The organism is Paraburkholderia sp. J7, from assembly GCF_905220155.1.
In the GTDB taxonomy this organism is placed as follows: Bacteria; Pseudomonadota; Gammaproteobacteria; order Burkholderiales; family Burkholderiaceae; genus Paraburkholderia.
The window spans coordinates 370,114-394,429 of sequence record NZ_CAJMYZ010000005.1 but is presented as its reverse complement, the minus strand read 5'-3'; the positions used below and the strand labels follow the sequence as shown (position 1 = coordinate 394,429).

The window sequence follows — 24,316 nt, the reverse complement described above, 5'->3', positions numbered from 1 at the left end:
AACAATCTCCTCAAACCGGCGACGGATTGCGCTCGGCGAACCCCTCCTGATGCCAGTACGGGTAGACGGGGCGCACGGCGCTCGCGGCGTCGAGCTTCGCCACCTGTTCGGGCGTGAGATTCCAGCCGACCGCGCCGAGGTTCTGGCGCAACTGCGCCTCGTCGCGCGCGCCGATCAGCACCGTCGCGACCGTCGGGCGCTGCAGCAGCCAGTTCAACGCGATCTGCGGCACGGTCTTGCCGGTTTCCTTCGCGATCTCGTCGATGGCGTCGAGCACGCGAAAGAGGTATTCGTCCGGCACCGGCGGCCCCTGCTCCGCCGTTTTGTGCAGGCGGCTCTTCTCCGGCAGCGGCTGGCCGCGCCGGATCTTGCCGGTCAAACGCCCCCAGCCGAGAGGGCTCCACACCACGGCGCCCACGCCCTGATCGAGTCCAAGCGGCATCAACTCCCATTCGTAGTCGCGGCCGATCAGCGAGTAGTACGTCTGGTTCGCGACGTAGCGTGGATAGCCGTAGCGATCGGCCACCGCCAGCGATTTCATCAGGTGCCAGCCCGAGAAGTTCGACACGCCCGTATAGAGAATCTTGCCCGCGCGCACGAGTTCATCGAGCGTGGACAGCACTTCCTCGGCCGGTGTGCGCGCATCGAAACCATGCAACTGGAACAGGTCGATATGGTCGGTCTGCAAACGCTTGAGCGCCGCGTCCACAGCGCGCTTCAGATGAAAGCGCGATGAGCCCACGTTATTGGGTTCGTCGTCGAAGCGGAAGGTCGCCTTGGTCGAAATGATTGCCTTGTCGCGGCGCCCCTTGAGCGCTTCGCCGAGCACCGACTCCGACGCGCCGCTCGAATAGATGTCCGCGGTATCGAACATCGTCACGCCGGCGTCGAGGCAAATGTCGATGAGCTTGCGGGCTTCGGCGACATCGGTTGCGCCCCAGGCCTCGAAGAACTCGCCTTTGCCGCCGAACGTGCCGGTGCCGAAACTCAGCACCGGCACCTTCATTCCAGACGCACCCAGAAAACGGTATTCCATTTCCGATCCTCCATTGATCAAGGGAGTTGACGATGAGATGCCGACAGCGCACGAGTCTACGCGCTTCGATTTGGGCTTGCCGCGAAGGTCTCACAGCGCTGCCGCCCGCCGCGCGGCTGTACAGATGCTTTTGCGTATTGGAAACTGTCGCCTTTCGCTGCGGGCTTTTGGCTTCACTATCCGGTCCGCACGATTCCGATCGGCACGAGTCGTCCAGACTCGCCCGCAGACCGCACAGGACCCGCACCACGATGACGTTGATTCCCCTCTCCCGCGCGGAGGCGCAATGACCGCTCCCGCGCAACGTTCTTCCAGCGTCGGCTGGCTGCCGTACCTCGTCGCCGCCACGTTCTTCATGGAGTATCTGGACACCACCGTCATCGCCACGGCGCTGCCGCAGATGGCGCGCTCGTTCGGCATCGGCCCGAATAGCCTGAGCCTCGGCGTGACCGCCTATATGCTCGCGCTCGCCATCTTCATCCCCGCCAGCGGCTGGGTGGCGGACCGCTGCGGCGCGCGCACCGTGTTCTTCGGAGCCGTGGTCACGTTCACGGTCGCGTCCGTGCTGTGCGGGATCTCGCAGAACGTCGACGAGTTCGTGGCCGCGCGCATTCTGCAAGGCATTGGCGGCGCGATGATGGTGCCGGTCGGGCGCATGGTCGTCGTGCGCAGCACCGAGAAAAGCAAGCTCATGCAAGCGATCTCGACGATCACCTGGCCCGCCATCGCCGCACCGGTGGTGGGACCGCCGATCGGCGGCTTCATTACGACCTACGCGTCGTGGCGCTGGATCTTTCTGCTGAACGTGCCGTTCGGCATTGCCGTGCTTGCGGCCATCGCCGCGATCGTGCCGAATCTGCGCGGCGAGCAGCGCCGGCCGCTCGACGTCACGGGCCTCGTGCTGAGCGGGGCGTCGCTGACCGCCATTCTCTACGGCGCGGAACTCGCGAGTCAGGTTGGCCAGAATCCGTGGCGCGCGGTGGCGATCGTTGCGGCGGGCGTCGCGATCGGCGTCGTCGCGTTCGTGCATGCGAAGCGTCATCCGCATCCGCTCGTCGATGTTTCCACGCTGAAGGTCCCGACGTTTTCCGTCACGATCGTGACCGGCTCGATCACGCGTATCGGCGTCGGCGCGGCGCCTTATCTGATGCCGCTGATGTTCCAGATCGGCTTCGGTCTCTCCGCGTTCAAGTCCGGCCTGCTGCTGCTCGCGAGCGCGCTCGGCAATCTCGGCATGAAGGCGCTCACCACGCGCATTCTGGAACGCTGGGGCTTCCGGCTCGTTTCGGTTGTGGACGTGAGCGTGGCGGGCGTCTCGCTGATCGCGTGCGGCCTGCTCACGCCCGGCACGCCGCTCGCCATCGTGCTGATCGTCGTGTTCGTGTACGGCGTGACGCGCTCGATGCAGTTTTCCACCCTCGCAACGCTCGCCTACGCCGATGTCGCGCAGCCGCAGATGAGCGCGGCCAGCACGCTCTGGAGCGCGGCGGCGCAGATGACCATTGGCCTTGGCATTGCATTCGGCGCGCTCGCGCTGCGGGTGGCCGCGCACGTCAACGGCGAAACGACCGGCCATGTGTTCACGCTCGACGACTTCCGGCTCGCCTTTCTCGGCGCCGGCGTGCTCACGCTGATTTCGGTGTGGGGGTATGCGCAGATGGCGCGCGACGCGGGACAGAACGTGGGCGGCGGCTCGCGCAGGCAGCGCGCCTAGGGAGCACCGCGCGCCGGGCGGCGCGCGGCGGAACGACCGTTATTTGGAAAGGCTTGCCCGCACGGTGTATTCCGGTTCCTCGCCCGCTTCGAGTTCATCGGCATGTTCATGCGCGGCGTGGAACTCGTTGGACAGCGGCTCGACCGGATAACCGTGGCGCTCCCAGGCGTCGAGGCCGCCCCTGAGCGCGCGCGCATGGTAGATGTGCTTGTTGCGCAACTGATCGACGATGCGCTTGGCCGTCGCTTCGTTCGGGCACACGCAGTACACGACGATCGGACGCCCGAGCAACTCGGGCGACAGCTCTTCGCTCGATTCGAGATTCAGCGGCCGCGCGCCGGGAATCCGGTAGGCCTCTTTCTCGCGCACGGTTTGCGGGCGCGCGTCGAGCACGATGGGCGGCGCGCTCGACTTCATCATCTCGTCGAGCTGATCGGGCGAAATGCGATGCGTGGCGAGCCAGTGGCGGAACTGCATGCGCCGCAGCCAGCGCCAGCCGAGGAACAGCACGCCCGCCACGGCGAGCACGTCGAAGATCGTCATGCCGTTCGCGCGCACGAACGCCGCGAAACGCACGATTTCGGCATGCAGCGCCGCGCCGCCGAGCAACCAGGTGCCCGCCCACAACGCCGCGCCAACCGTGTCCCAAAGCAGGAAGACGTGCACGGCCACCGTTGTCGTGCCGAGCAGCGGCGCGGAAATCAGGCCAAGACCGGGCACGAACTTCGCCACCGCGAGAATGGGCGCGCCATAGCGCTCGAATACATTGCGCGCGATGCGGATGGTGGTGTCCAGCGACAGCGAAAAGCGCACGAGCCCATTGAGCAGACGCCGCCCGCGCTTGCGGCCCGCGGCGAACCACAGCGAATCGGCCAGCAGCGTCGCGATTACGGCCGCCAGCAACAGGCTTGTGTAGGATGTCTCGCCGCCCGCCGCCATCGTGCCCGCGAGAATCAGCACCGGCGCGGCCGGCACGGGCACGCCCAGTTGCGTGACGAGTACGCTGAGAAAGACCGCTCCGGCGCCGAAATCGGGTGGAATCGCGGTGGGGAGCGTCAACATTTGGAGATAACCTGCGCGCAGGGATGTTCAGGTAAGGAAACATGACGCGAATACCGCGCCGGCCGAGGGTGGAGATTACCCCAACGTGCCGTTCCTTGCTTACGTTGACGCAAAGCTTACGAGGGCGCCCCACAGGCCGATCCGACCCCGCTGCAGGCGCTTTCGCGCTGGTGCGAAACGATGCTAATCTCGTAAAAATCGCCTTTTTAGCCGTTTTCCGTTAAGAAACATGCGTTACTGGCATCTCGATCGACCGAGGCAGGCAGGTCAATTCGACCTCTCGCGCGTCACCAGCCTCGTTTCGGCCATCGGCCGCGACGACGCCAACGCGCTCGCCGCCGAAGTGCTGAACATGCTCGGGCCGGCGACGTCGGTCACGCAATGCACGGTGTTCGCGTACGAATTCGGCAACCGGCCGCGCACGGTTTCCGTGGCCGATCATCGCGGCGGGCGCTTCCTGCGCGATGTCGCCGATACCTACGCGCGCCTCTTCTACGCGCTCGACGGCAATCAGCAGATCGTCAACGGCGGTTCGGCCGACAAGCCGGGCTCGTCGCTCGTGCTGCACTGGCAAAGCAGCGCCGATATCGCGCACGACGGTTACCGCACCGCGTGCTACGCCACGCCCAACGTGTCCGACCGGCTCTCGCTGCTGCTGCAGCCGGCCGCCGATATCTGGCTTTCCGTGAACCTGTACCGCGAAAGCGACGCCGGGAATTTTCAGCCGGCCGAAGTCGAACTGGTCGAATCGCTCGCGCCGCTGATCGGCGAGTCGGCGCGGCATCACTACACGATTCGCGGCCAGAGCCAGCTCGGCATTCCTCAGATGATGCTTGCGCGCCTGCGCGGGCTCTGCCCCACGCTGTCCAAACGCGAACTCGACGCCCTGCGCGGCGTGCTCGAAGGACGCAGCGCCGTTGAAATCGCCGAATGCATGGGCGTGAAGCCCAGCAGCGTCGTGACTTATCAGAAACGCGCGTACCAGCGGCTGGGGATTTCGAGCCAGCGCCAGCTCTTTGCGCTTTGTCTGGCGACGGATCAGAGCTAGTTCACCGCCGCAAACCCTCGTCTCCTGCCGTAAGCCTCCTGTACCCAAATTGAGGACAGCGGGCCGCGCCTCGCGCTCCATACTGCCTTCATCGCCAGCGCCTCCGCTCGGGGCAAGCCGGCAAGCACAAGACTTACGTATGGAGACGCATTCCCCATGAGCGCCGAATTCAAACCTTATCCGTTCGAGGCGAAGCAGTACGCCGCGCGCCTGCCCGTACTCGAAGGCGGCCGTGAAGCCCAGCGCCACGCCGTGACGATCGTCGGCGGCGGCCCGGTAGGCCTCGCCATCGCGCTCGGTCTCGCGAAGCACGGCGTGCACTCGGTGCTTATCGAAGCCGACGAGTCGGTCTGCTACGGCAGCCGCGCGATCTGCATCTCGCGCCGCAGCCTCGAAATCATCGAACGCCTTGGCGCGCTCGACGGTTTCCTCGCCAAAGGCCTGCCGTGGACGGGTGGGCGCAGCTTCTATCGCAACGACGAAGTGCTGCACTTCACGATGCCGCAGGACGAAAACCAGAAGCTGCCGCCGATGGTCAACCTCGCGCAGTACCACATCGAGCAGTTCCTGCTCGACGCTGCCGAACAGCACACCGACCTGATCGACATTCGCTGGCAAACGAGAGTCACGGCCCTGCAAGAAGACGCGCATGGCGCCACGCTCTCGCTCTCCTCGCCCGCAGGCGACTACACCGCGCAGACCGACTGGCTCATCGCCGCGGACGGCGGCCGCAGCACGGTGCGCGAAGCGCTCGGCCTGAAGCTCCAGGGCACGAGCTACGAGGGTCGCTATGTGATCGTCGACATCCTGCTCGACAGCGCGCGGCCTACGGAGCGCCTCGCGTATTTCGATCCGGCCTCGAATCCCGGCTCGACCGTGCTCGTCCACAAGCAGCCCGACAACGTGTGGCGCATCGACTATCAACTGCGCGACGGCGAAGACGCCGACGAAGCGATCAAGCCCGAAAACGTCATGCCGCGCGTGCAGAGCCTGCTCGACATGATGGGCGAGAAGGCGTCGTGGTCGCCGGTCTGGATCACGATCTACAAAGCCAACGCGCTCACGCTCGAGCGCTATCGCCATGGCCGCGTGCTGTTCGCGGGCGACGCGGCGCACCTCGTGCCGATCTTCGGCGTGCGCGGCGCGAACTCGGGCATCGACGACGCCGACAATCTGGCGTGGAAACTCGCCTATGTCGTGAAGGGGCTCGCGAGCGACGCGTTGCTCGACAGCTACTCCGACGAGCGCGTCTACGCCGCGCACGAAAACTTGAGCTACGGCACGAAGAGCACGGAGTTCATGGCGCCGCCGTCGTTCGCCTTCGATCTGATGCGCACCGCCGTGCTGAGCCTCGCGCGCGAGCACGCCGCCGTGCGCTCGCTGATCAATCCGCGCCAGACTTCGGCCATCGCCTACACGGCCTCGCCGCTCAATGCGGCCTCCGACGCCTTCGCACGCGGCCCCGCGCCGGGCACGGTGCTGCCCGAATGCCCGCTCACGATCGTCGATCAGGCAGGCGCGCGCGCAGGCCACGTGACCGACTTGATCGCGCCGTGCTTCACGGCGTTCTACTTCAGCGAGGATGGCGCAACGCCCGCCCCGATCGCGGCGCTCGAAACGACGCTGGCCGCACGCGCGCTGCCGTTCGCGCTGGTGCCGCTCGCGCAGCGCCAGCGCGCCGATACGCCACGCCGCAGCGGCTGGGACCACACAGGACGCCTGTTCCCGATGTACGGCGCGCAGCCCGGCACGCTCTACCTCGTGCGCCCGGACGGCCACGTGCTCGGCCGCTGGCACGGCGAAGCCGGTACGGTCGCCGCGCAAGCGCTCGCCGCCCTCGACCATACGCTGTGCGCCTGAGCGCCACGCAATCAAGTACAGATGGAGATAGCCATGACCGACAGTGAACTCGACACCGTCTACACGCACTTGTGCAAGACCATGACCAATCTGGGCGAAGCCAACGGCCTGCTCTTTCTCGCGCGCTTTGCGCTGCTCGCGATCGAGCGGATCGGCAACGCGCAAACCTGCGTCGGCTTGATCGATGCGGCGGGTGAGAACGTTTCGGCGGCCGCGCCGAAATAGCGGAAAACGCAGCGCGCCTTAGCGCTGCGCCGACTGCACGAGGCGCGCGAGGCGCGAGCGGTTGGTGACGCCGAGCTTCTGAAACGAACGATCGAGATGCGTGCGCACGGTCGTATAAGAAATGCCTAGCCGCTCGGCGATCTCCTTGTCGAGCAGGCCTTCCACCACGAGCGCGACCACATCGCGCTCGCGCCGCGTCAAGCGGCTGATCGCTTCGTTATCTGCGGCGGATGTATCGCCTTGCGTCGGCTGAACCTGCGTCGCCTGCGCGCGCGAGCGCGCCAGTGCAGCGATGAAGGCCGGGCGCAACAGATCGAACAGCACCCGTTCCCGATCGGAAAAAGGCTCGCTCCGCTTGCCGCGCCGAACGCGCAGATGATCGAGACTCTCTTCGCCCGACCAGACGAACAGATCCGCGCCCGCATGCAGGCCATCGGCGCGCAGCAGTTCGAGCAGACGCCGCCCCACCTCGAGGCGCAACGCGCCCTCCGGCAGGATATGGTCGGCCAGCAGCTTGAAGACATCGGCGATCAACGCGAGTTCGCGGCTCGTCAGGTCCATGCTCAGGTGCAACGAGAAGTGGGCGCGCGCCTCACTTGCATGGCGGCGCAAACGTCAGAGCCAAAGGAACCTCGCCTGACGAATTCAATATGCGGTCTGACTGTGAAGCTGTGGAACGGAAATGCCGAAAAGAAAATGGGGCGGCAAACGCCGCCCCAAGAAAAACACACGCCGGCAAAGGGCTGTCTTCCGCCGGAGGTTGCATAGTACGCGATGAATAACCGCGCGGCATCCCCAAATTTGAGGACAAACGCTCACGTCATGCAAACTTTTGCCACCCCATGCCAGGTTGCCGATGCGAAATGGTTAGCTTTCATGCGCGGCGCATGGTTTCGCATCGGCATCGCGGTTTTACTGGATCAAACGCGACACGCCACGGCCGCGCGGATCGGAAACCGCGTCGGGCGTATCGCCGTTGATACGGATCGCCTGAATGTCGCCATTGAAGCTCTGGCCCTTCAGCACGTAGCCCTTCGCCTCGACCTGCTTGGCGAGTTCACCGTCGATGGGCTGGTACGGCTCCCAGAAAATCGTGTTGGGCGGCAGCAACTGGTGGTGGAAGCGCATCGTCGCCACCGCGTCCTTCAACGGCATGTCGAAGTCGTAGTTGTTGTTGATCACCTGGAAGATCGACGTGAAGATGCGCGAACCGCCTGGCGTGCCGATCACAAGCGCCACCTTGCCGTCCTTCGTGAGAATGGTCGGCGTCATCGACGACAGCGGACGCTTCTTCGGCTGGATCGCGTTCGCGTCGCTGCCCACCACGCCGAACATGTTCGGCACGCCAGGCTTGGATGCGAAATCGTCCATCTCGTCGTTGAGCACGATGCCGGCGCCCGGCACGACCACGCCTGAACCGAAGTAGCCGTTGATCGTGTACGTGTTCGAGACAGCATTGCCCCACTTGTCGACCACCGAGAAGTGCGTCGTTTCCGCCTTCTCCGGCATCGAGGTGCCAAGGCCCGGCTGCACGCTCTTGGTGTCGGAAGGCTTGTCCGGATCGACTTCGGCGGCGCGCTTCGCGAGGTACGCGTCGTCGGTGAGCTGCGCGACCGGCACCTTGTAGAAGTCGGGGTCGCCGAGATATTGCGCGCGATCCGCGAACACGCGTTTCTCGATCTCCGAGATCAGGTGGATGTACTGCGGCGAATTGAGCGGCACGTCCTTGAACTGCGGCGCAAGCATCGCCTTCATCTTGAGCAGCTGCACGAGGCCCACGCCACCCGAACTCGGGGGCGGCGCGGTGATGATTTCATAGCCGTTCCACTTCGCCTCGACCGGCTGACGCCACACGGCCTTGTACTCCTGCAGATCGCGCTTCGTGATGAGGCCATGACCCTTCATCGAGGCGGCGATCAGGTCAGCGGTCTTGCCGTCGTAGAAGTCCTTCGCGCCCTGGTTCGCAATGCGCGTGAGCACATTGGCGAGATCGGGCTGCTTGAACGTCACGCCCTCTTTCAGGTTGCCGAAGTATTCGTCGAAGTTGGTCTTGCCGGCGAAGTCCTTATCAGCGGCTTCACGGCGCTTGGCAAGTTGCTCATCGACGACAAAACCGTCGCGTGCGTACTTGATTGCGGGCGCGAGCACCTGCTTCCACGGCAACCTGCCGAAGCGCTTCTGCGCTTCCCACATGCCCTCCACGGTGCCCGGCACGCCCACGGCGTCGTAGCCATACAGACTCTTGCCCTCGATCACGTTGCCCTTGTCGTCGAGGTACATCGTGCGCGTGGCGGCGAGCGGCGCGCGCTCGCGATAGTCGAGGAAGTAAGGCTTGCCGTTCACGTAGAGCGTCATGAACCCGCCGCCGCCGATGTTGCCGGCTTCCGGGTATGTCACCGCAAGCGAGAAGGCGATGGCGACCGCCGCGTCGACGGCGTTGCCGCCCTCCTTGAAGATCTGCTCGGCGGCGTCGGCCGCGTACTTGTCGGCAACGGCCACCGCCGATGCGTTGAGGACCGCAGGGCGTTGCGCCGTATCCTTCGCAAAGGCCGGCGTGGCTTCGAGAAAGCCCGCGGACAAGGCGGATAGCGAAAGCAGTGCGAGAGTGGCAGCGGAAATTTTCGTTTTTTCAACCAGCTTCATTGAGTGCACCCCATGATTCGGTTTGTAGGGCCTACCGGATACCTGCCTTGGCCTTATAGCACGCCAGGAAAACGTTTGCGATCCGGCGATCCGCTGATTCCACAGTTGTGCAAAGCGAACGCCCCAGCCTGCATCAAGCCTTGCCACGCCGGCCGCGCGCAATTTCCTCTCCCGCATTCGCAGGCAAGCGCATCGTCACCGGAATCGACGCCACAGAAAAGAGCCCGACCACGAGAAACGCGGGCCAGAAGTCTGACCAGACGATGGTCGGATGGCCTTGCGCGCGATGCGAAATCTGCAGCACGAGGCCCGCAATCGTCACGCCGAGGCCGAGCGACACCTGCTGGATCACGCTTGCCACGCTCGTGGCGCGACCGATGTCGCGCGTTGGAATATCGGCATAGGCGAGCGAATTAAGGCCGGTAAATTGCAGCGAAGGAAAGATCCCGCCCGCGAGCACGATGACCCAGATGAGCCACACCGGCATGCCAGGCGAAAACGAGCCGCATATCGCGATGGCCGTTCCTGCGAGCACCGCGTTGACCATGAGCGTGCGGCGAAAGCCAAAGCGCCCGAGCACGCGCGAAACGATCGCCTTCATGAAGATCGAGCCGAACGCCGAAGCACACGTGATGGCGCCTGAAGCGAACGCCGTCATGCCGAGCCCTTCCTGCAGCGTGAGCGGTAACAAAAAAGGCACGGCGCCGAGCCCGATGCGAAACAACGATCCACCCGCCACGCTCGCGTTGAACGTGGGGATGCGCAAAAATTTCAGATCGAGCACGGGCCGCTCGACACGTTGCGCATACAACCAATAGGCGCCCAGCAGCAACGCGCCGATCACACACATCGTCACTGCCGTGCCGGTGGCGACGAGCTCGCCGCCCACCAGCGAAAGGCCGAGCATGAAGAGCGACGCCCCACCCGCGGAGAGCACGAAACCCGCCCAGTCGAGCCGGCCCGGGTGCTCCTCGTGCATGTTCGCGATATGCCGGTTCGCGAGCCAGATGCCGAGCACGCCAATCGGAATGTTGATGAAGAAGATCAGCCGCCAATGCAGATACGTGGTGATGAACCCGCCAAGCGGCGGCCCCACGACCGGCCCGAGCAACGCGGGCACAGTGAGATAGTTGACCGCGCGAATGAAGTCCGATTTGGGCAGCGAGCGGAAGATGATGATGCGGCCCACCGGCACCATCATCGCGCCGCCAATGCCCTGCACGAAGCGGGCGGCCACGAACATCTCGAGCGACCTCGAAGCCGCGCACAACAGCGACCCCGCCATGAAGATGCCGATGGCCGTGCGAAACACATTGCGCGAGCCGAAGCGATCGGCCACCCAGCCGCAAATCGGGATGAACACGCCGAGACCGATCACGTAGCTCGTGACGGCCAGCTTGAGTGTGATGGGGTCCTGGCCGAGATCGCGGGCCAGTGCGGGGAGCGAGGTGACGATGACCGTCCCGTCCACGTTCTCCATGAACATCGAGCACGCGACAATGAGCGGAACGATGAATGTGCCTAGGGCTAATGGCATGGGCAGGAACGACGATCAGCGTGGCTGATGGCGTAAAGCTGCCATTATGGCCCTTGTTGCGGAAAACGGGAACCCTGCAACAGATGAAGCGCCGCGCTTTTTGCCGATGCGGCGCGATGCAATCACACGCGCAAAAGTGAAAGCCGCGAAGCCCGCCGCCGCTTTCAAGCGGCGACAGATCTCGCGGCCTAATCAGACATCAAGCGTCGAGCAATCCGCGCCGATGCGCTTCAGACAGCCGTCTGCTTCACACGGCTCACCACCGGACGCAGTTGCGGCAGCACCTGCTGCGCGGCGCGCGTCACGTCGTTGGGGAAGTCGATTTCGATCCACGGCGCGCCGGTCACGTCCGCGGTTTCGAACTCGCTGCCGCGTTCGAGCAGCAGGTCGCGCAACGCTTCTTCGTGCGGCAGGTTCGCGCGGCCCGTATCGACATAGCCTTCGACGATCTGCGCAAAGCGGCGCGCCGTTGCTTCGTTCAGGCGGAAGAAACCCACCGACTCGCCGATCGTGTCGTATTGCAGACCGACCGCCAGTTGCTTGCGCAGTTCGACGGGCACGCCGTTGCGCAGGCACAGCTTCACGGGCTCGTCGCCGGCTTCGAAGTCGCGGTCGATCAGCAAACGGTTGGCCGGCGCCTCCCCTGCCACGAGCGGCGCGAACACGCGCTCGTCATAGAGCACGTCGGCGTCCATGAGCAGCACGTCGCCGCCACGCGTGAGCGCCTCGGCCGTGCGGTGCACCGTGAGCACGCTGCCCAGGTCGAAGCGCGGATTCATCACGACCTCGACCTTGTGCGGCCAGCTGATGCGCTTGAGTTCGGCCTCGACCAGCTCGGGCTGGAAACCGAGCGCGAGCACGACTTCCGTGACGCCCGCCTCTTCCAGGAATTGCAAATGGCGTTCGAGCAGCGTCACGCCCTCGAACTGCAGCAGACATTTCGGAAACTGATCTCCAGCCGGTTGCTGAAGGCGCAGGCCAAGGCCTGCCGCGAGAATGATGGCGCGCATGCGCAAACGTTCCTTGGGAGAAAAAAGGTCAATCGGCGACTTCGACAGCACAGACGCGCGAGGCGCGCCGGCGTTGCCAGCTACGTTCGCTGAAATGCAGATACAGCAGGCCCGGCAAGCCGAGCAGGATTTCGCGCGCGCGCTTGGCGAGCGAGAGCGCGAGCGCCGCCTCGGGCGGCAGGCCGACGAGCGGCGCGAGCAGCAGGTAACCGCCCTCTTGCACGCCCAGCGAACCGGGAATGGCGAAAGCCGCACCGCGAATGGCCTGGCCGATGCTCTCGAGCAGCAGCGCATCGATCCAGCCTACGGGATGGCCGAGAAAGCGCAGCGCGAGCCACACTTCCACCGTGCCCACGAGCCAGCCCGCGAGGCTCAGCGCGAAGCTGGCCGCCACGCGGCCACGCTCGGCGTAAAGCGACTTCACGGCCTCGTCGACGGCGTCGGCGCGCGTGGCAAGCGCCGACCAGTCGCGCTTGCCGAATACCTTCGAGGCAAGACGCAGCAGGCGGCCGAACAGACCACGGCGCTGCGCGACATAGAACAGCGCGATCAGGCCGCCAAGCACGGCGGTCGCGATCAGCGCCGCGACGCCGAGATCACGCGGCGCGCCGTTCGCGGCATAGGCCGAAAAAAGCACGATGCCGAATACGGCAAACACAATCTGCGCCACGGCCTGCAGCGTCGTGCTCACGGTGATGGCCGCCGCCGCGTCGCGCATCGACATGCCGCGTTGGGCAAGCTGGCGCACCATCGCCACCGGGCCGCCGATCTGGCCGGCCGGCAACAGGCTGTTGACCGATTCGCCGGTCCAGCGCGCGAGCAGCGCATCACGCTGATCGACGCGCGCGTCTTTGCCAAAGAGCACGGCGATCGCGCCCGCGTCGAGCGCGAGCGGCACGACGTGGAATGCGGCAACGAGCACGAGCCCCCAGCCGGCGGCCGCGAGCGCGCCCGTTACCGAGCCGAGGCCCTGCCAGGCGAGCAGCGCAATGAAGAGTGCCGTGCCGACCGACAGCAGCAGGATGGCAGCACGGCTCACGCCTTGCCTCCAAACGCCTTGCGGAACACCTGGCGGAAACCGAAGTACGCAATGGCGTCCTTCATGTTCGAGATGAAACGCCGCCACGGCCGCATGTTCGGGTTCGTCACGTATTCGAGCGTGAGCGACACGCGCACTTCGCCTTCGAGGCTCGGCGTGACGCGATGGCGAAGCTTGTCGCCGTCGAACACGATGAGCGCGCCCGGCGGGTACTGCACCGAGCCCGGTTCGTCGGCCTTGTTCGGGTCTTTCGTGTGCAACTCGTAGTCGAGCTTGCAGGACGATTCGTCGATCACGCCGAGCAGCACCGTATAGCGGCGGCCGTCGTAATACGACGTGTCGTAATGCCAGCCGATATGGTCGCCGGCGCGCGTGTAGTAATACAGTGCGTACGCGTGCGGGTCGTCTTCGGGTGAAAGCTGCAGGCGGTCGCCCGTGATCTTTTCGAGCCACGCGATCAGTTGCGGCGAGCGGTAAAGCTCGGCGATGTACGGCGCGAGGCGGTCGATCGTGTGACGGCTCACGCTGCCGCCCGCCTTGTGGCCCGGCAGATAGTTGCGGTTGACTTCGGGGAGCAGCGCGTTGGCCGCGTCGATCAACTGTTGCGTGGCGTCGGCGGGCAGGAAATCGGAGAGATATAGGAACGAGCCCTGGCTCTCGTAGTCGGCGCGCAGGCGCGCGGTGTTCAACGGTTGCAGCGCGCGGCCGATCGCGCCGTCCGGCTCGCCGGCCGCAGCGCGTGTGGCGCGGGCCGATACGGGTACGGGAGGCGCTACGACCTGTTCTTGTTCTGCTTGCAAGCTCATCTGCTGCTCCACACCTGGCTGGTTTCCTTGGCGGGGCGCTGGCGGCGCGTCACGCGCACGTAGTCGAGCACCACCCAGATGGCGAACAACGGCGCCCCGATCGAAGCCGCGATAATGAACGGCGACACCACGCCCGTCAGCGTGACAAGGGGTAGCAGATACAGCACGTCCTCAGTCTCGAAACCGCCGGCGAACGCCTGCTGCGTGCCCGCTTTGCCGGCCATTTCCTCGATGCGCATGCGCAGAAAAAAGATCACGGCGACCGCGACGCCCGCGATGCCGCCGAGCACGGCCGGCGGCACACGCCATTCGGCGCCCGTGTGGCCGGCCACGGCGCCAAGACCGTAGCCCATGCCGAAGAACAGCAGGACGGTGACGAGCGCGTCCGCTGCGAGATCGTAGAAATGTCCGATACGGCTGGTTTTGCCGCTGATACGCGCCAGTTCGCCGTCGGTATGATCAACAAAATTCGACAACACGATCAGAAACGCGCCAATATTGGCGTGCAGAAAGCCGCCGCGCGCCAGATAGAACCCGCCGGCAACACCAATCAGCAGTCGCAGCGTGGTCAGGTGATTCGGGGTAACGCGCGTGGGTACGAGCGGAGTGACGAGCCAACGCGCCGCGCGAGCATCCCACGTGCGCGGTAGTGGCACCGCTCGCGGAGCCGTTTTTGCAGGTTTATCTTTTTCGGTCATAACCGCGCAATATATACGCCTTCCAGAAAACTTGCAGGTAATCCGACGTTCGCGCCACATTAACTTGTCGTTTTGTAAGCCAAAGCGCCAGATCGGCCCGGCCAGGTTGGCTCGCGCAGCGCCGCAAGCGAGATCTCCCGAACACGCGTAGAGTGCAACCCTTTCGCGCCAGCCCGGGCGTTGTGCGCCTGCCGCATCCGGCCCCGCGCACGCACTTTCGCCAACCATGCAATGAAACGCTTTACGTTTGCCGCCCTTTTTCTCGCTGCGCTGACGCTTCTCGACGGCACCGCCCGCGCCGCTGTCATCGACGATTCACTGACCTGCAGCGAGTCCGCCCACGACTTTATCTCGGGACTGATCACGCAAAACCTGATCGATCCGAAACCCATGAAGGTCGAAAGCAATTCGATCAACGCGTTCTGGCCCGCGCACGGCCAGCACATGACCGCCTACGGTTTCAGTGTGTTCGCTGTGGTGGGCTTCCAGAAAGACGACCCGCTCTTCAAGACCGGCAACGGCAAGCCCATCGCCCCTTCCGCCTACGGGGCCGTCGTGGTTGGCACCCAGGCCAAGGTGCAGGCGGCGCTCACGGCGGCAGGCAATACCGCTATCGTTCACCATGCCGGGCCGCTATTGACCGCGATCTTCTGCCAGCAGGACTGAGCGGGCTTGCTCCGATAGTCGCCGATCGTTACTCGATACGGCCGAAGCCGCCTTCGGCCCAGGCCTCGGCGCGCGCCTTCGTCAGCTTGAAATTCGGCGCGACGCGCGCCTGCGCGAGCTGCTCGCCAAACGCGTCGATCGCGCTGACAAGCGCATAAGGCTCGTACTCGTCGGGAACGATATCGAGCGTCACGTCCACATCGCCATCAGCGGTCTGCACGCTCACGCGCTTGTGCAGCAGCGCGCGCAATTGCTGCTCGTGCCGGCGCAATACCTCGGAAGCGGTCTTCACGAGCGTGTTGAACGCCGACGTGTCGAGCGGCTTGGGATTCTTCTTGTCACGGCCCATGGTCCAAGGCCCGACTAGCGCAGGCTCCGGCTCGCCGTCCTTGATCATTTCGACGGCCCAGCCATCGTCGTCCTCATTCTTGATCACGCGCGCGGTCCAGCCGTCCTTGCGCCACAGGCGCGCTTCCTGGATCACCTCGGCCTCGGCGGCGGTGTCATCGGCGGGGAAATCGGGATCGGCTGCGGGAGAGGAATCGGTCATGGCGGGGCTTTCATCGGGTTCTGCGCGGGACTTGCCCGTCGCGGGGCAAGGGCAGGATTCTACCCGCATCGCGCCGCGCGTCGAACGCCAAGTCTTCTCCCCGTGCAAAGTTCCGATTATCCCGCCACCGAAGCAGAATATCTGCCGCGATTTTAATCATTCCATCTTCCGCAACGCACCATTCCGTTGCGTGCATTAATTGAAAATGATTTTCGCAGGCAAAAAAAACGCGGCCCGAGAGCCGCGCAAAACAGATGAAAAAAGACCACCCTTGGTCGAGGGCTGAAGAAATTGTAGCGCCGCGCGATGCATGTGTTCAGCCCAGGATCTGGAACAGTACCTTTCACCAAACGACGAGAATCACGCTTGAAAAAGAAGTGCATTCGCGCTAAGCCCGCTCCTGCGCGGCTTTGCCGCATCGTCGCGAATGCGCAACGGATTATTTCCGAGGATCAATTTGCCGCACCAAGTAACAGTTTTACAAATCTCTTTAAATGCAGCAACTTACAACGATTAATGCCAATAACGAAATGAGGCGCATGTATTGTTGCGCCGATCCACGCAAATCCTCCGATTACCAGGCCTACACCTCGTTGCGAATCAACCGGGCACGAAATCGATTTTCAGAATATTCGGCCTTTGATTTCCCAGGTTCTGACCGGAGAAAAACATGAAAAAAGCACTCATTGTTGCAGGCGTCCTCAGCGCCTTCGCCATCAGCGCCCATGCGCAAAGCAGCGTCACCCTTTACGGCTCCCTCGACGCCGGCATCGTCTACGCGAATAACGCAGGCGGCCACAGCCTGTGGGCTCAGGGCAGCGGCGCTCTCTCCAACAACTACTTCGGCTTTCGCGGCGCCGAAGATCTGGGCGGCGGCCTGAAGGCGATCTTCACTCTGGAAAGCGGCTTCAATCTCAATAACGGCGGCTACAAGAACGGCGACAACGGTTTCAACCGCCAGGCCTACGTCGGCCTGAAGAGCGACCCGTTCGGCACGCTCACGCTCGGGCGGCAATACGACTCGATGGTCGATTACCTCTCGCCGCTCTCGGAAGCCGGCGCGGCCTTCGGCAACAACCTCGCGGGCCACCCGTTCGACAACGACAACCTCGCGCAGAGCTATTCGATCAAGAACTCGGTCAAGTACGCCAGCGCCAATTACGCGGGCTTCCAGTTCGGCGGCCTGTACGGCTTCAGCAACGACGCAAACGGCTTTGCGAATGGCCGCGCATGGAGCGTCGGCGCGTCGTACGGCAACGGCCCGCTGAACTTCGCAGCCGCCTATTCGCAGCAAAACAACTCGGGCGGCCTGGGCGCGGCGAACAGCGCGGCTTCTGCTGACCAGAACATCTCGGCACGGCTGCAGCGCTCGTTCGGCGCGGGCGTGAACTACACCTACGGCCCGGCACAGGTTGGCTTCGTGTGGACACACTCGCAAATCGACGGCATGCAGAGTCTCTCGAGTGGCGGCAGCGCGCCGCTGCCGGGCCTCTCCGGCCTGAACCTGCACGTCGACAACTATGAGATCAACGGCGCTTACCATCTGACGCCCGCGCTCGCGTTCGTCGGCTCCTACACGTTCACCGACGGCACCGTCACGGGCAACGGCAACAACAACAGCCCGAAGTGGCACACCGTCGTGCTTGGCACCGACTACTCGTTGAGCAAGCGCACGGACGTCTATCTCGCCGGCGTCTACCAGCACGCTTCGGGCTCGCTCGGCTACAACGCCGACGGCTCAGGCATCGCGAACGTGGCTGCGATCAATACGCTCTCGCCCTCCTCGACGAACAACCAGGTGGCCGCGACGGTCGGTCTGCGCCACCGCTTCTGATCGCCCGGGTTCGGTCAAACGCGGCGCGACCCGCCGCGCTGCCCTTCCTTCGCGAAACGCACATGCGCCACAAGCGCATGTGCGTTTTTTCTTGTTTGTTGTTGCATCTTTTTACGTCTGCGTGGGCCTTGATTCAGATCAGGGTGCGTATACTCATTGGCATAATCCGCTGCTTCGATCCTGTCATGCCGCTTATGAAAACGCTCACGCTACGACTTCTTGCCGCTACCCCGCTCGCATTCATCGCCGCTTGCGGTTCGACACCGCCGTCCGGCACGGCCTCCAACGGCGAACCAATGATCTATGCTTCGTCGGCGCGTTCGGCGTCGTCGATCGCGAGTTGCCTCGAAGGCCGCTTGCCGCACGTTCACGCTTCGCGAGACGGCACGACAACCGAACTGAGCGTGGGCTCGCGCTCGGACGCATCGTACTTCGTCACGCTCACGCCGAACGGCCACGGTTCGGTCATTCGCGTAACGCATGGCGCTTCCGCGTCGAATGATCCGCCTGAAGAAGAACTACGCTTCGACGTAGCGCGCTGCACGACCTGACGCGCAAGTAGCAGGCGCGGGCACCGCCCGCGCCGCACGACGTACCGCGTGTCGCCTGCATGTCATCCGCGTTTCACCCCTGTCATAACGGCGACACATCTGCGAAGATTGCGCCCCCTTCGACTTCGCAATACACCGCTTCATGGCATCAGGCACCGCACATCACGCCACGGGTTGGGCCGCCGGCGTCATCGCCGCCGCAATCGTCACGCATCAGGGCGCCGATAGCGCCTGGCATCTTTACGCTGCGCTCGCATTCGCGGCGGGTGTCGCGGGCGGTTCGGCTCCCGACTGGCTGGAAGTCGCCTGGTGGCGCAAGAAGCGACGCCTCTGGATCACGCATCGCACGCTCACGCACTGGGGCATTGGCTGGATTGCATTGCTCGTATGGTCGTATCACAAGCTCGGACACATGCCGCTCGCAGCGCCCGCGTTCGGCTTCGCTTGCGGCGGCATGATCCACCTGTTCGCCGACTGGCCCAATCCGCTCGGTGTGCCGTGGATCTATCAGCGGCACTCGTTGAACTGGTGGCGCAGCGGAAGTTGCGACCTGATCGTCGTCGCCGCATCGTGGATTGCCGCGTGGTTTTTCGCTGTGCATGGCGTACCGCACGACTGGTCGTTCGCGCCGTTGCGCCGGCTCGTTTAATTGATCAGGTTTCCCAGGTAATCGCCGCGAACGCACAATCGCATTCGCGATTGAGTCACGCCGATGTGCTATTCGGCACCCGGTTTATTAACGAGCGAATACCGGCGGAAATGAAAAACGGCGCCCCGTTTAAAGGACGCCGCCCCCTAAATCGCTTCACGCGGTATTCAGGCGTTCTCTTCGCACTCCGCGCGGCCCATGCGGTAGCCGACGATCAGCCCGGCGTCATACGCCGACTCCAGCGCGCGGCCAATGTCCTCCACGCTCACGAGGTGGACGTCGGCCGTCGGCTTCCCGGTCAGCTCGAAACTTTCGATCCCAAGCGTTCTTCGCGAGATTGCCAGCAACAATTCGAGTCGTTCGTCATGCATTTTGCTCTCTCCACTTGATCTACATCATCTGATTACAATGATAAATATCAATTTCCGTGTGAGCCGCGACGCATGGACGCATTTTGAAGTGCCACTCTAATATCAAACCCAATAAATCTTTAAAATTTGTCAAATTAGCGGCGGATTAAGTTTTAAAAATCTTTAAATCGAGTCGTTTTAATTAATAATTAATTAGGGCATTAATGGGCGACGGGCTAGCGTCTGCCGCCCACCGGCGCCGAGGCTCCGGCCGGACCGGGCCATGCAGACATGGCTTTCACGCGGGCAAGCGTTTGATATGATCGGTAACACATTGCGCGGCCCAACCAGGGCTTTTCGTCAGTTTCCGAACGCAGCCCATGGACTCCACGCTCACCCCATCCGCCAGCACGGCGACCACCGACCTCGGCCGCCGCGTGCGTGCCGCGCGGGTCGCCCAGGACCTCACGCTCGATTCGGCCAGCCGCCTGTGCGGCGTCTCGCGCTCGACCTTGTCGAAGGTCGAAAACGGGCTGATGTCGCCCACCTTCGACGTGCTGCAAAAGATCGTCGGCGGGCTCAGGATCGACCTGGCCGAGCTGTTCGGCACCCCGCCCAAGCTCAATGCGGGCGGCCGCCGCGCGCTCACGCGCAACGGCGCGGGCCAGCGCCACGCCTATCGCGGCTATCAAATGGAATTGCTCGCCACCGACCTCGCACACAAGGCGATGCTGCCGTTTCGCATCCGCATCACCGCGCATTCGCTCGATGCATTCGACGACTGGGGCCGCCACGAAGGCGAAGAGTTCCTGTATGTGATCAGCGGCAGCGTGTGCCTGTATTCGGAGCTTTACGCACCCACCTACCTCGAAACCGGCGACAGCCTCTACTTCGACAGCCGCACCGGCCACGCAGCCATTTCGACGAGCGAGGAAGACGCCGAAGTGCTGTGGATGGCCACGAGCGCGCGCCTGCCCGGTGTCGCGCCGGAAGCATCGGCTACGTCGAAGTCGCGCGCCAAGGCGAAGCTCTCTACCGGCTGAATCTGGCGCGGTTTCGCGTCTGCAGGAACAGGAAGCCTCAACGTTTCGCGCCGGGTGAATCCTTGTCAGCGGAAGCGTTCGCGGCACGCGCACGCCGCTTGCGCGGCGCGGCGGAGCCATCCGGCCGCGCTTCACGCTCGCGCGCCGCGCGCCGAACGGCCTCAATCAGCGCGCGACCGGCAGGCGTAGGCTGCGTATCGGTCCGCTGAATCACACCCACCGGCTCTTCGCCGCCAGCCGCAGGCAGCGGCAGTTGCACCAGCGTGCCGCGCCGCAGGTCGTATTCGACGGCGCCGGCGGGCACGAACCACACCGCGTCGTTCTGGAGCGCAAGCGCGCGCCCCACCGAAACCGAAAGCAACTCGACGAACGCGGACAGCGGCGGCGCGCCCCACGCCGCGAGCAGGCTATCCGCCGCCTGGCGGATCAACGTGCCGAACGGCGGCATCACGAGCGGAAACGATGCGAGTTGCGCCGGCAGGCCCGCCCCCTGCGCAAGCGGGTGCCCCGCGCGCACCACCACGGCGAGCGGCTCGTTGTACAACTGCTCGAAGCTCAGGCCCACCATACGTTCGGGGTCGGCAAGCCGCCCCACCGCAAAGCTGATCGCCCCGGTTTTCAATCGCTCGAGCAGTTCGGTGTTGGCTCCCGTCACGAGCCGCACGCTCACGCGTGGCCATTCCTCGCCGAAATGTCGCAACGCGCCGGGCAGCAGCGCCGTCGCCACCGTCGGCAGCACGCCGATATCGAGCGTCGCGGTCACCGCGCCCTCGTCGCGCGCAAGCAAAGCCACGCCCTGGCGCAGCGCGCTCACGCAGGCGCTCGCGTGCGGCATGAAAAGCTGCCCCTCGCGCGTGGGCACCGCGCCGTGGCGGCCGCGCTCGAACAGCTTCACGCCCAGCACCAGCTCCAGCTCGGCGATCGTCTTCGACACGGCAGGCTGCGTGACCGAAAGACTCTCGGCGGCCTGCTGCACGCTGCCCATCTGGGCCACGGCAAGGAAACACTGTAGATGGCGGAATTTGACGCGTCCGTCCGCGAGCCGGTTTTGCATAACGGTTCGTTATACGAGATGCGAAAAAACATCATTTTGCATAACTTTTCGCTTTGGATAAAGTGCATGCATCGGCTCGCCACGCCAACCGCTGCCGGCGGCGAGCCCTTCCCCCAATAATCCACTCCAGGAGACACCCCATGGACGAGTCCATCCTGTCGCCGCGCGACTTCGACTCGCATCCCGTGTATGTTTATCCGCCGTATCGTTCGTCGGTCAAACGCGGCCCCACGCTCCCGCTCATTCCCCTGAAGGAAAAGCTGCGCAACCAGCATGCGCCCGTGTACGGCACCGACGACCTCGGCGCGCTCGATCACGATCTCACGCGCAATGCCGCGAAAAACGGTGCGCCGCTCGGCGAGCGCATTATCGTGACGGGCCGCGTGCTCGACGAAGGCGGCAAGCCGGTGCGCAACACGCTCGTGGAAATCTGGCAGGCCAACGCTGCCGGCCGCTATGTGCACAAGCAGGACCAGCACGACGCACCGCTCGACCCCAACTTCCTCGGCGCAGGCCGTGCGATCACCGATAACGACGGCCGCTATCGCTTCCTGACGATCAAGCCGGGCGCGTATCCCTGGGGCAATCACCCGAACGCGTGGCGACCGAATCACATCCACTTCTCGCTGTTCGGCGACTACTTCGGCTCGCGTCTTGTCACGCAGATGTATTTCCCCGGCGACCCGCTGCTCGCGTTCGACCCGATCTATCAGGGCACGCCCGAGGACGCACGCGAACGCATGATTTCGCGCTTCTCGCTCGACACCACCGAAGAAGGCTTCGCACTCGGCTACGAATTCGACATCGTGCTGCGCGGCCCGAACCAAACCCCTACGGAGCGTTGAACCATGGCACTCAAGGAAACGCCTTCGCAAACCGTCGGCCCGTACTTCGCCTACGGCCTGTGTCCGCAGCAATACGATTTCGATCTGAAGAGCCTCTTCACCGCCGACGTCGTAGGGCCTGAAACGCCGGGCGAGCACATCACGCTGATGGGCCGCGTGATCGACGGCGACGGCAACGCCGTGTTCGACGCGATGCTCGAGTTTTCGCAGGTCGACGCAAACGGCCGCTATCCGGCTTCGCGCGAGGAAATCGCGAAAGACGGCTTCCGCGGTTTTGCGCGCGTGGGCACCGGCACGGATGCGCACCGCCGCTTCGTCGTGCACACCGTGAAACCGGGCGTCGAGAACGCTGGCGAAGCGCCGCATCTGAATGTGATCGTGATGATGCGCGGGATGCTCACGCACACCTTCACGCGCATCTACTTCGAAGACGAAGCCGCCGCCAACGCCACGGACCCGGTGCTCTCAGCCGTACCGGCGGCGCGCCGCGACACGCTCATCGCGCGCCGCAGCGAGCAGGCCGGCAGCATCGTCTACACGTTCGACATCCGCATGCAGGGCGAACAGGAAACGGTGTTCTTCGATCTGTAATGCATTGACGGATAGACGCGCCGAATCGCGCGGACTTTCACGGGGCTTTCACGAACTGGCCCTATGATCGTGCCGCTGCGATCTGATCGCGGAACTCCGAGCTGTACCTTGCGAAGCCTGCCATGCGCAGGCTTCTTTTTTTGCAGCGCGTGTGCGGTCTGCGGCGCGCTCAGCCGAGCGGCCGCACGCCAATCAGCACGCCATGCAGCCAGAAGGCGAACACGGCCCAGGCCACGAGCCCGACCACGACGACGATCACATCGCGCGACGCCTGCCCCTCGGGATAGACGACACCGGCCTCGCGATCGCGGCGATTCTCTCCTCTAAGCTCGAACAGCGCCCAGACGAGAAAAACCGCGAAGAGAATGATGGCGTTGAGCGTGCCGTTGGCGAGCAGATGCGCGAACGCCCAAAGTGCAACACCGCTCACGAAGGGCTGGCCGAGCGCGCGCTTGAAGTGATTGCCCGGCACATAGGCCGCGACGATCATGATGAAGGCAATGGCGGTGAGAAGCGCCGCAACGTGGGCCATCCAGAACGGCGGCAGCCAGATCGGCACGGGGTAGCGGCGTGACAGCCCGTAGCCATACACGATCAGCACGAAACCCAGAATGGAGAGCAGCGCGAACGCGCCTCGCCAGGCACGCGGACCGAAATGCTCGATCTGCGCGGCGCGCCAAGGCGCCGCCATGATGCGGATCGAATGGACGCCAATGAAAATCACGAGGCCCAGCACGAGTATCGCCATGACAACCTCCCTGCCGCAGCAAGAACGGAATGGGCGAGATTGTCGCGCAGGTTGATCGCGTGGCCAACCCGAGTTTTCAAAAAAACTGACTAATTACGCGCGTGCAAATGCCAACAAAAACAATGCCTAAACCGGCGCTGCACATTAGCGGGCGCAATTAATCCCCGGCTCGCACCGAAAGGCAGTTTAAAACTATGCTGAATAATACTGGGCGCCGCGCCAATGCGCGGGCTTTGCGGCATGCGCCGCGTACGGTCTGGCGGTCGAACGGCAACACCGGCGCGCATTCGCGCACCGTCACGGCTAGCAGCGAAAATGCTCGATATCCTGTCCCGCGTGCTTATAACGCAACAGCCAGGCCGGCATATCGCCCTCGCCATTCCATGTATTCCCGTATGCGTCGCGGTACTTGGGTAGTTTTTCGCTTTCGGCAATAGACGCTTCAAGCTCTTCGAACGTAATGCCGTACTCTTCCATGCGGCGTCGAATCCACACGATGAGCCGTTCGCGCGCCTCTCCATCGAGGTCGAACATCGATTAATTCCTCTCGCTTCATCTGGGGCAAGGCACCGATTCAACAATCGGCAAAGAATCGTCTTCCCTGAAAAGACAAAGGCTTCGCGAACAGACTGCGAAGCCTTGCTGCACTGATGAGTTGGTCTGAGTGTGGAGCCCGCGACCGGTTCGGAGGGGATCTGCAGTCCGCTGCTCCGCTCTCAGGTGACGCCGCTACAGGTGAGCGAACGTTTGCTGCAAG

25 protein-coding genes are annotated in these 24,316 nt (G+C 63.9%); 11 read left to right on the top strand and 14 right to left on the bottom strand.

Annotation, left to right across the window (positions count from 1 at the left end; all coding sequences use genetic code 11):
* Positions 1-10 precede the first annotated feature (10 nt).
* Complete coding sequence (locus U5A58_RS11170) at positions 11-1,036, bottom strand: aldo/keto reductase (RefSeq protein WP_321910833.1); 1,026 nt, start codon at positions 1,034-1,036, stop codon at positions 11-13.
* Between the two features lie 286 nt (positions 1,037-1,322).
* On the opposite strand from U5A58_RS11170, the gene U5A58_RS11165 reads away from it, so the two are divergent.
* A complete protein-coding gene (locus tag U5A58_RS11165) occupies positions 1,323-2,750 on the top strand; it encodes an MFS transporter (protein WP_321961487.1) in 1,428 nt (475 codons plus the stop codon).
* A 39-nt stretch (positions 2,751-2,789) separates the two neighbouring features.
* Here U5A58_RS11165 and U5A58_RS11160 read toward each other — a convergent pair whose 3' ends face one another.
* Positions 2,790-3,812 carry a VTT domain-containing protein gene (locus U5A58_RS11160; RefSeq protein ID WP_321910830.1) on the bottom strand — a complete coding sequence of 341 codons (1,023 nt, stop codon included), beginning with the start codon at positions 3,810-3,812 and terminating at the stop codon, positions 2,790-2,792.
* A 229-nt stretch (positions 3,813-4,041) separates the two neighbouring features.
* On the opposite strand from U5A58_RS11160, the gene U5A58_RS11155 reads away from it, so the two are divergent.
* The 3 genes from U5A58_RS11155 (at position 4,042) to U5A58_RS11145 (ending at position 6,945) form a co-directional block, all read left to right on the top strand.
* A complete protein-coding gene (locus U5A58_RS11155) occupies positions 4,042-4,860 on the top strand; it encodes a helix-turn-helix transcriptional regulator (RefSeq protein WP_321910829.1) in 819 nt (272 codons plus the stop codon).
* A gap of 156 nt (positions 4,861-5,016) precedes the next feature.
* On the top strand, positions 5,017-6,720 hold the full coding sequence (locus tag U5A58_RS11150) for an FAD-dependent oxidoreductase (protein ID WP_321961486.1): 1,704 nt from the start codon (positions 5,017-5,019) through the stop codon (positions 6,718-6,720).
* Between the two features lie 33 nt (positions 6,721-6,753).
* Positions 6,754-6,945, top strand: a complete 192-nt coding sequence (locus U5A58_RS11145; protein WP_321961485.1) for a hypothetical protein — start codon at positions 6,754-6,756, stop codon at positions 6,943-6,945.
* An 18-nt stretch (positions 6,946-6,963) separates the two neighbouring features.
* Here U5A58_RS11145 and U5A58_RS11140 read toward each other — a convergent pair whose 3' ends face one another.
* The 7 genes from U5A58_RS11140 to U5A58_RS11110 form a co-directional block, all read right to left on the bottom strand.
* Positions 6,964-7,506, bottom strand: coding sequence for a helix-turn-helix transcriptional regulator (locus U5A58_RS11140; RefSeq protein WP_321961484.1), 543 nt, complete (start codon positions 7,504-7,506; stop codon positions 6,964-6,966).
* Positions 7,507-7,857: 351 nt separating this feature from the next.
* Positions 7,858-9,588, bottom strand: coding sequence for a gamma-glutamyltransferase (gene ggt, locus U5A58_RS11135; RefSeq protein WP_321961483.1), 1,731 nt, complete (start codon positions 9,586-9,588; stop codon positions 7,858-7,860).
* A 133-nt stretch (positions 9,589-9,721) separates the two neighbouring features.
* Positions 9,722-11,125 (bottom strand): MFS transporter, encoded by a 1,404-nt coding sequence (locus tag U5A58_RS11130; RefSeq protein WP_321961482.1) that lies wholly within the window; start codon positions 11,123-11,125, stop codon positions 9,722-9,724.
* Positions 11,126-11,355: 230 nt separating this feature from the next.
* On the bottom strand, positions 11,356-12,135 hold the full coding sequence (locus tag U5A58_RS11125) for a phosphocholine cytidylyltransferase family protein (protein ID WP_321961481.1): 780 nt from the start codon (positions 12,133-12,135) through the stop codon (positions 11,356-11,358).
* Between the two features lie 28 nt (positions 12,136-12,163).
* Positions 12,164-13,174, bottom strand: a complete 1,011-nt coding sequence (locus U5A58_RS11120; protein WP_321910816.1) for a flippase-like domain-containing protein — start codon at positions 13,172-13,174, stop codon at positions 12,164-12,166.
* The gene (locus U5A58_RS11115; protein WP_321961480.1) at positions 13,171-13,980 is read right to left on the bottom strand and encodes a 2OG-Fe(II) oxygenase; all 810 of its coding nucleotides are present in this window, start codon (positions 13,978-13,980) and stop codon (positions 13,171-13,173) included. Before U5A58_RS11115 ends, U5A58_RS11120 begins: the two co-directional genes overlap by 4 nt.
* Positions 13,977-14,678 (bottom strand): CDP-alcohol phosphatidyltransferase family protein, encoded by a 702-nt coding sequence (locus U5A58_RS11110; protein WP_321961479.1) that lies wholly within the window; start codon positions 14,676-14,678, stop codon positions 13,977-13,979. Before U5A58_RS11110 ends, U5A58_RS11115 begins: the two co-directional genes overlap by 4 nt.
* 231 nt (positions 14,679-14,909) lie before the next feature.
* On the opposite strand from U5A58_RS11110, the gene U5A58_RS11105 reads away from it, so the two are divergent.
* Positions 14,910-15,344, top strand: coding sequence for a hypothetical protein (locus U5A58_RS11105; protein WP_321961478.1), 435 nt, complete (start codon positions 14,910-14,912; stop codon positions 15,342-15,344).
* A gap of 28 nt (positions 15,345-15,372) precedes the next feature.
* Here the strand turns inward: U5A58_RS11105 and U5A58_RS11100 are convergent, their stop codons facing one another.
* The gene (locus U5A58_RS11100; RefSeq protein ID WP_321961477.1) at positions 15,373-15,894 is read right to left on the bottom strand and encodes a hypothetical protein; all 522 of its coding nucleotides are present in this window, start codon (positions 15,892-15,894) and stop codon (positions 15,373-15,375) included.
* Between the two features lie 670 nt (positions 15,895-16,564).
* On the opposite strand from U5A58_RS11100, the gene U5A58_RS11095 reads away from it, so the two are divergent.
* The 3 genes from U5A58_RS11095 (at position 16,565) to U5A58_RS11085 (ending at position 18,928) form a co-directional block, all read left to right on the top strand.
* Positions 16,565-17,728, top strand: coding sequence for a porin (locus U5A58_RS11095; RefSeq protein WP_321961476.1), 1,164 nt, complete (start codon positions 16,565-16,567; stop codon positions 17,726-17,728).
* 185 nt (positions 17,729-17,913) lie between these two features.
* A complete protein-coding gene (locus tag U5A58_RS11090) occupies positions 17,914-18,279 on the top strand; it encodes a sugar ABC transporter ATPase (RefSeq protein WP_321910808.1) in 366 nt (121 codons plus the stop codon).
* Between the two features lie 142 nt (positions 18,280-18,421).
* Positions 18,422-18,928, top strand: a complete 507-nt coding sequence (locus U5A58_RS11085; RefSeq protein ID WP_321961475.1) for a metal-dependent hydrolase — start codon at positions 18,422-18,424, stop codon at positions 18,926-18,928.
* 167 nt (positions 18,929-19,095) lie between these two features.
* On the opposite strand, the gene U5A58_RS11080 is transcribed toward U5A58_RS11085, so the two are convergent.
* Positions 19,096-19,299: a DUF6900 domain-containing protein gene (locus U5A58_RS11080; RefSeq protein WP_321910806.1), complete on the bottom strand. Its 204-nt coding sequence runs from the start codon at positions 19,297-19,299 to the stop codon at positions 19,096-19,098.
* Between the two features lie 359 nt (positions 19,300-19,658).
* Here U5A58_RS11080 and U5A58_RS11075 point away from each other — a divergent pair, with 359 nt between their 5' ends.
* On the top strand, positions 19,659-20,321 hold the full coding sequence (locus U5A58_RS11075) for an XRE family transcriptional regulator (RefSeq protein ID WP_321961474.1): 663 nt from the start codon (positions 19,659-19,661) through the stop codon (positions 20,319-20,321).
* A 37-nt stretch (positions 20,322-20,358) separates the two neighbouring features.
* Here the strand turns inward: U5A58_RS11075 and pcaQ are convergent, their stop codons facing one another.
* Positions 20,359-21,375, bottom strand: coding sequence for a pca operon transcription factor PcaQ (gene pcaQ, locus U5A58_RS11070; RefSeq protein ID WP_321910804.1), 1,017 nt, complete (start codon positions 21,373-21,375; stop codon positions 20,359-20,361).
* 140 nt (positions 21,376-21,515) lie between these two features.
* Here pcaQ and pcaH point away from each other — a divergent pair, with 140 nt between their 5' ends.
* Together pcaH and pcaG are read left to right on the top strand one after the other, a co-directional pair.
* Positions 21,516-22,220 (top strand): protocatechuate 3,4-dioxygenase subunit beta, encoded by a 705-nt coding sequence (gene pcaH / locus U5A58_RS11065; RefSeq protein WP_321961473.1) that lies wholly within the window; start codon positions 21,516-21,518, stop codon positions 22,218-22,220.
* Between the two features lie 3 nt (positions 22,221-22,223).
* On the top strand, positions 22,224-22,811 hold the full coding sequence (gene pcaG, locus U5A58_RS11060) for a protocatechuate 3,4-dioxygenase subunit alpha (protein WP_321935648.1): 588 nt from the start codon (positions 22,224-22,226) through the stop codon (positions 22,809-22,811).
* 169 nt (positions 22,812-22,980) lie between these two features.
* Here the strand turns inward: pcaG and U5A58_RS11055 are convergent, their stop codons facing one another.
* Together U5A58_RS11055 and U5A58_RS11050 are read right to left on the bottom strand one after the other, a co-directional pair.
* Positions 22,981-23,559 (bottom strand): NnrU family protein, encoded by a 579-nt coding sequence (locus tag U5A58_RS11055; RefSeq protein ID WP_321935649.1) that lies wholly within the window; start codon positions 23,557-23,559, stop codon positions 22,981-22,983.
* A 303-nt stretch (positions 23,560-23,862) separates the two neighbouring features.
* A complete protein-coding gene (locus U5A58_RS11050) occupies positions 23,863-24,093 on the bottom strand; it encodes an H-NS histone family protein (protein ID WP_069267441.1) in 231 nt (76 codons plus the stop codon).
* Between the last annotated feature and the right edge of the window lie 223 nt (positions 24,094-24,316).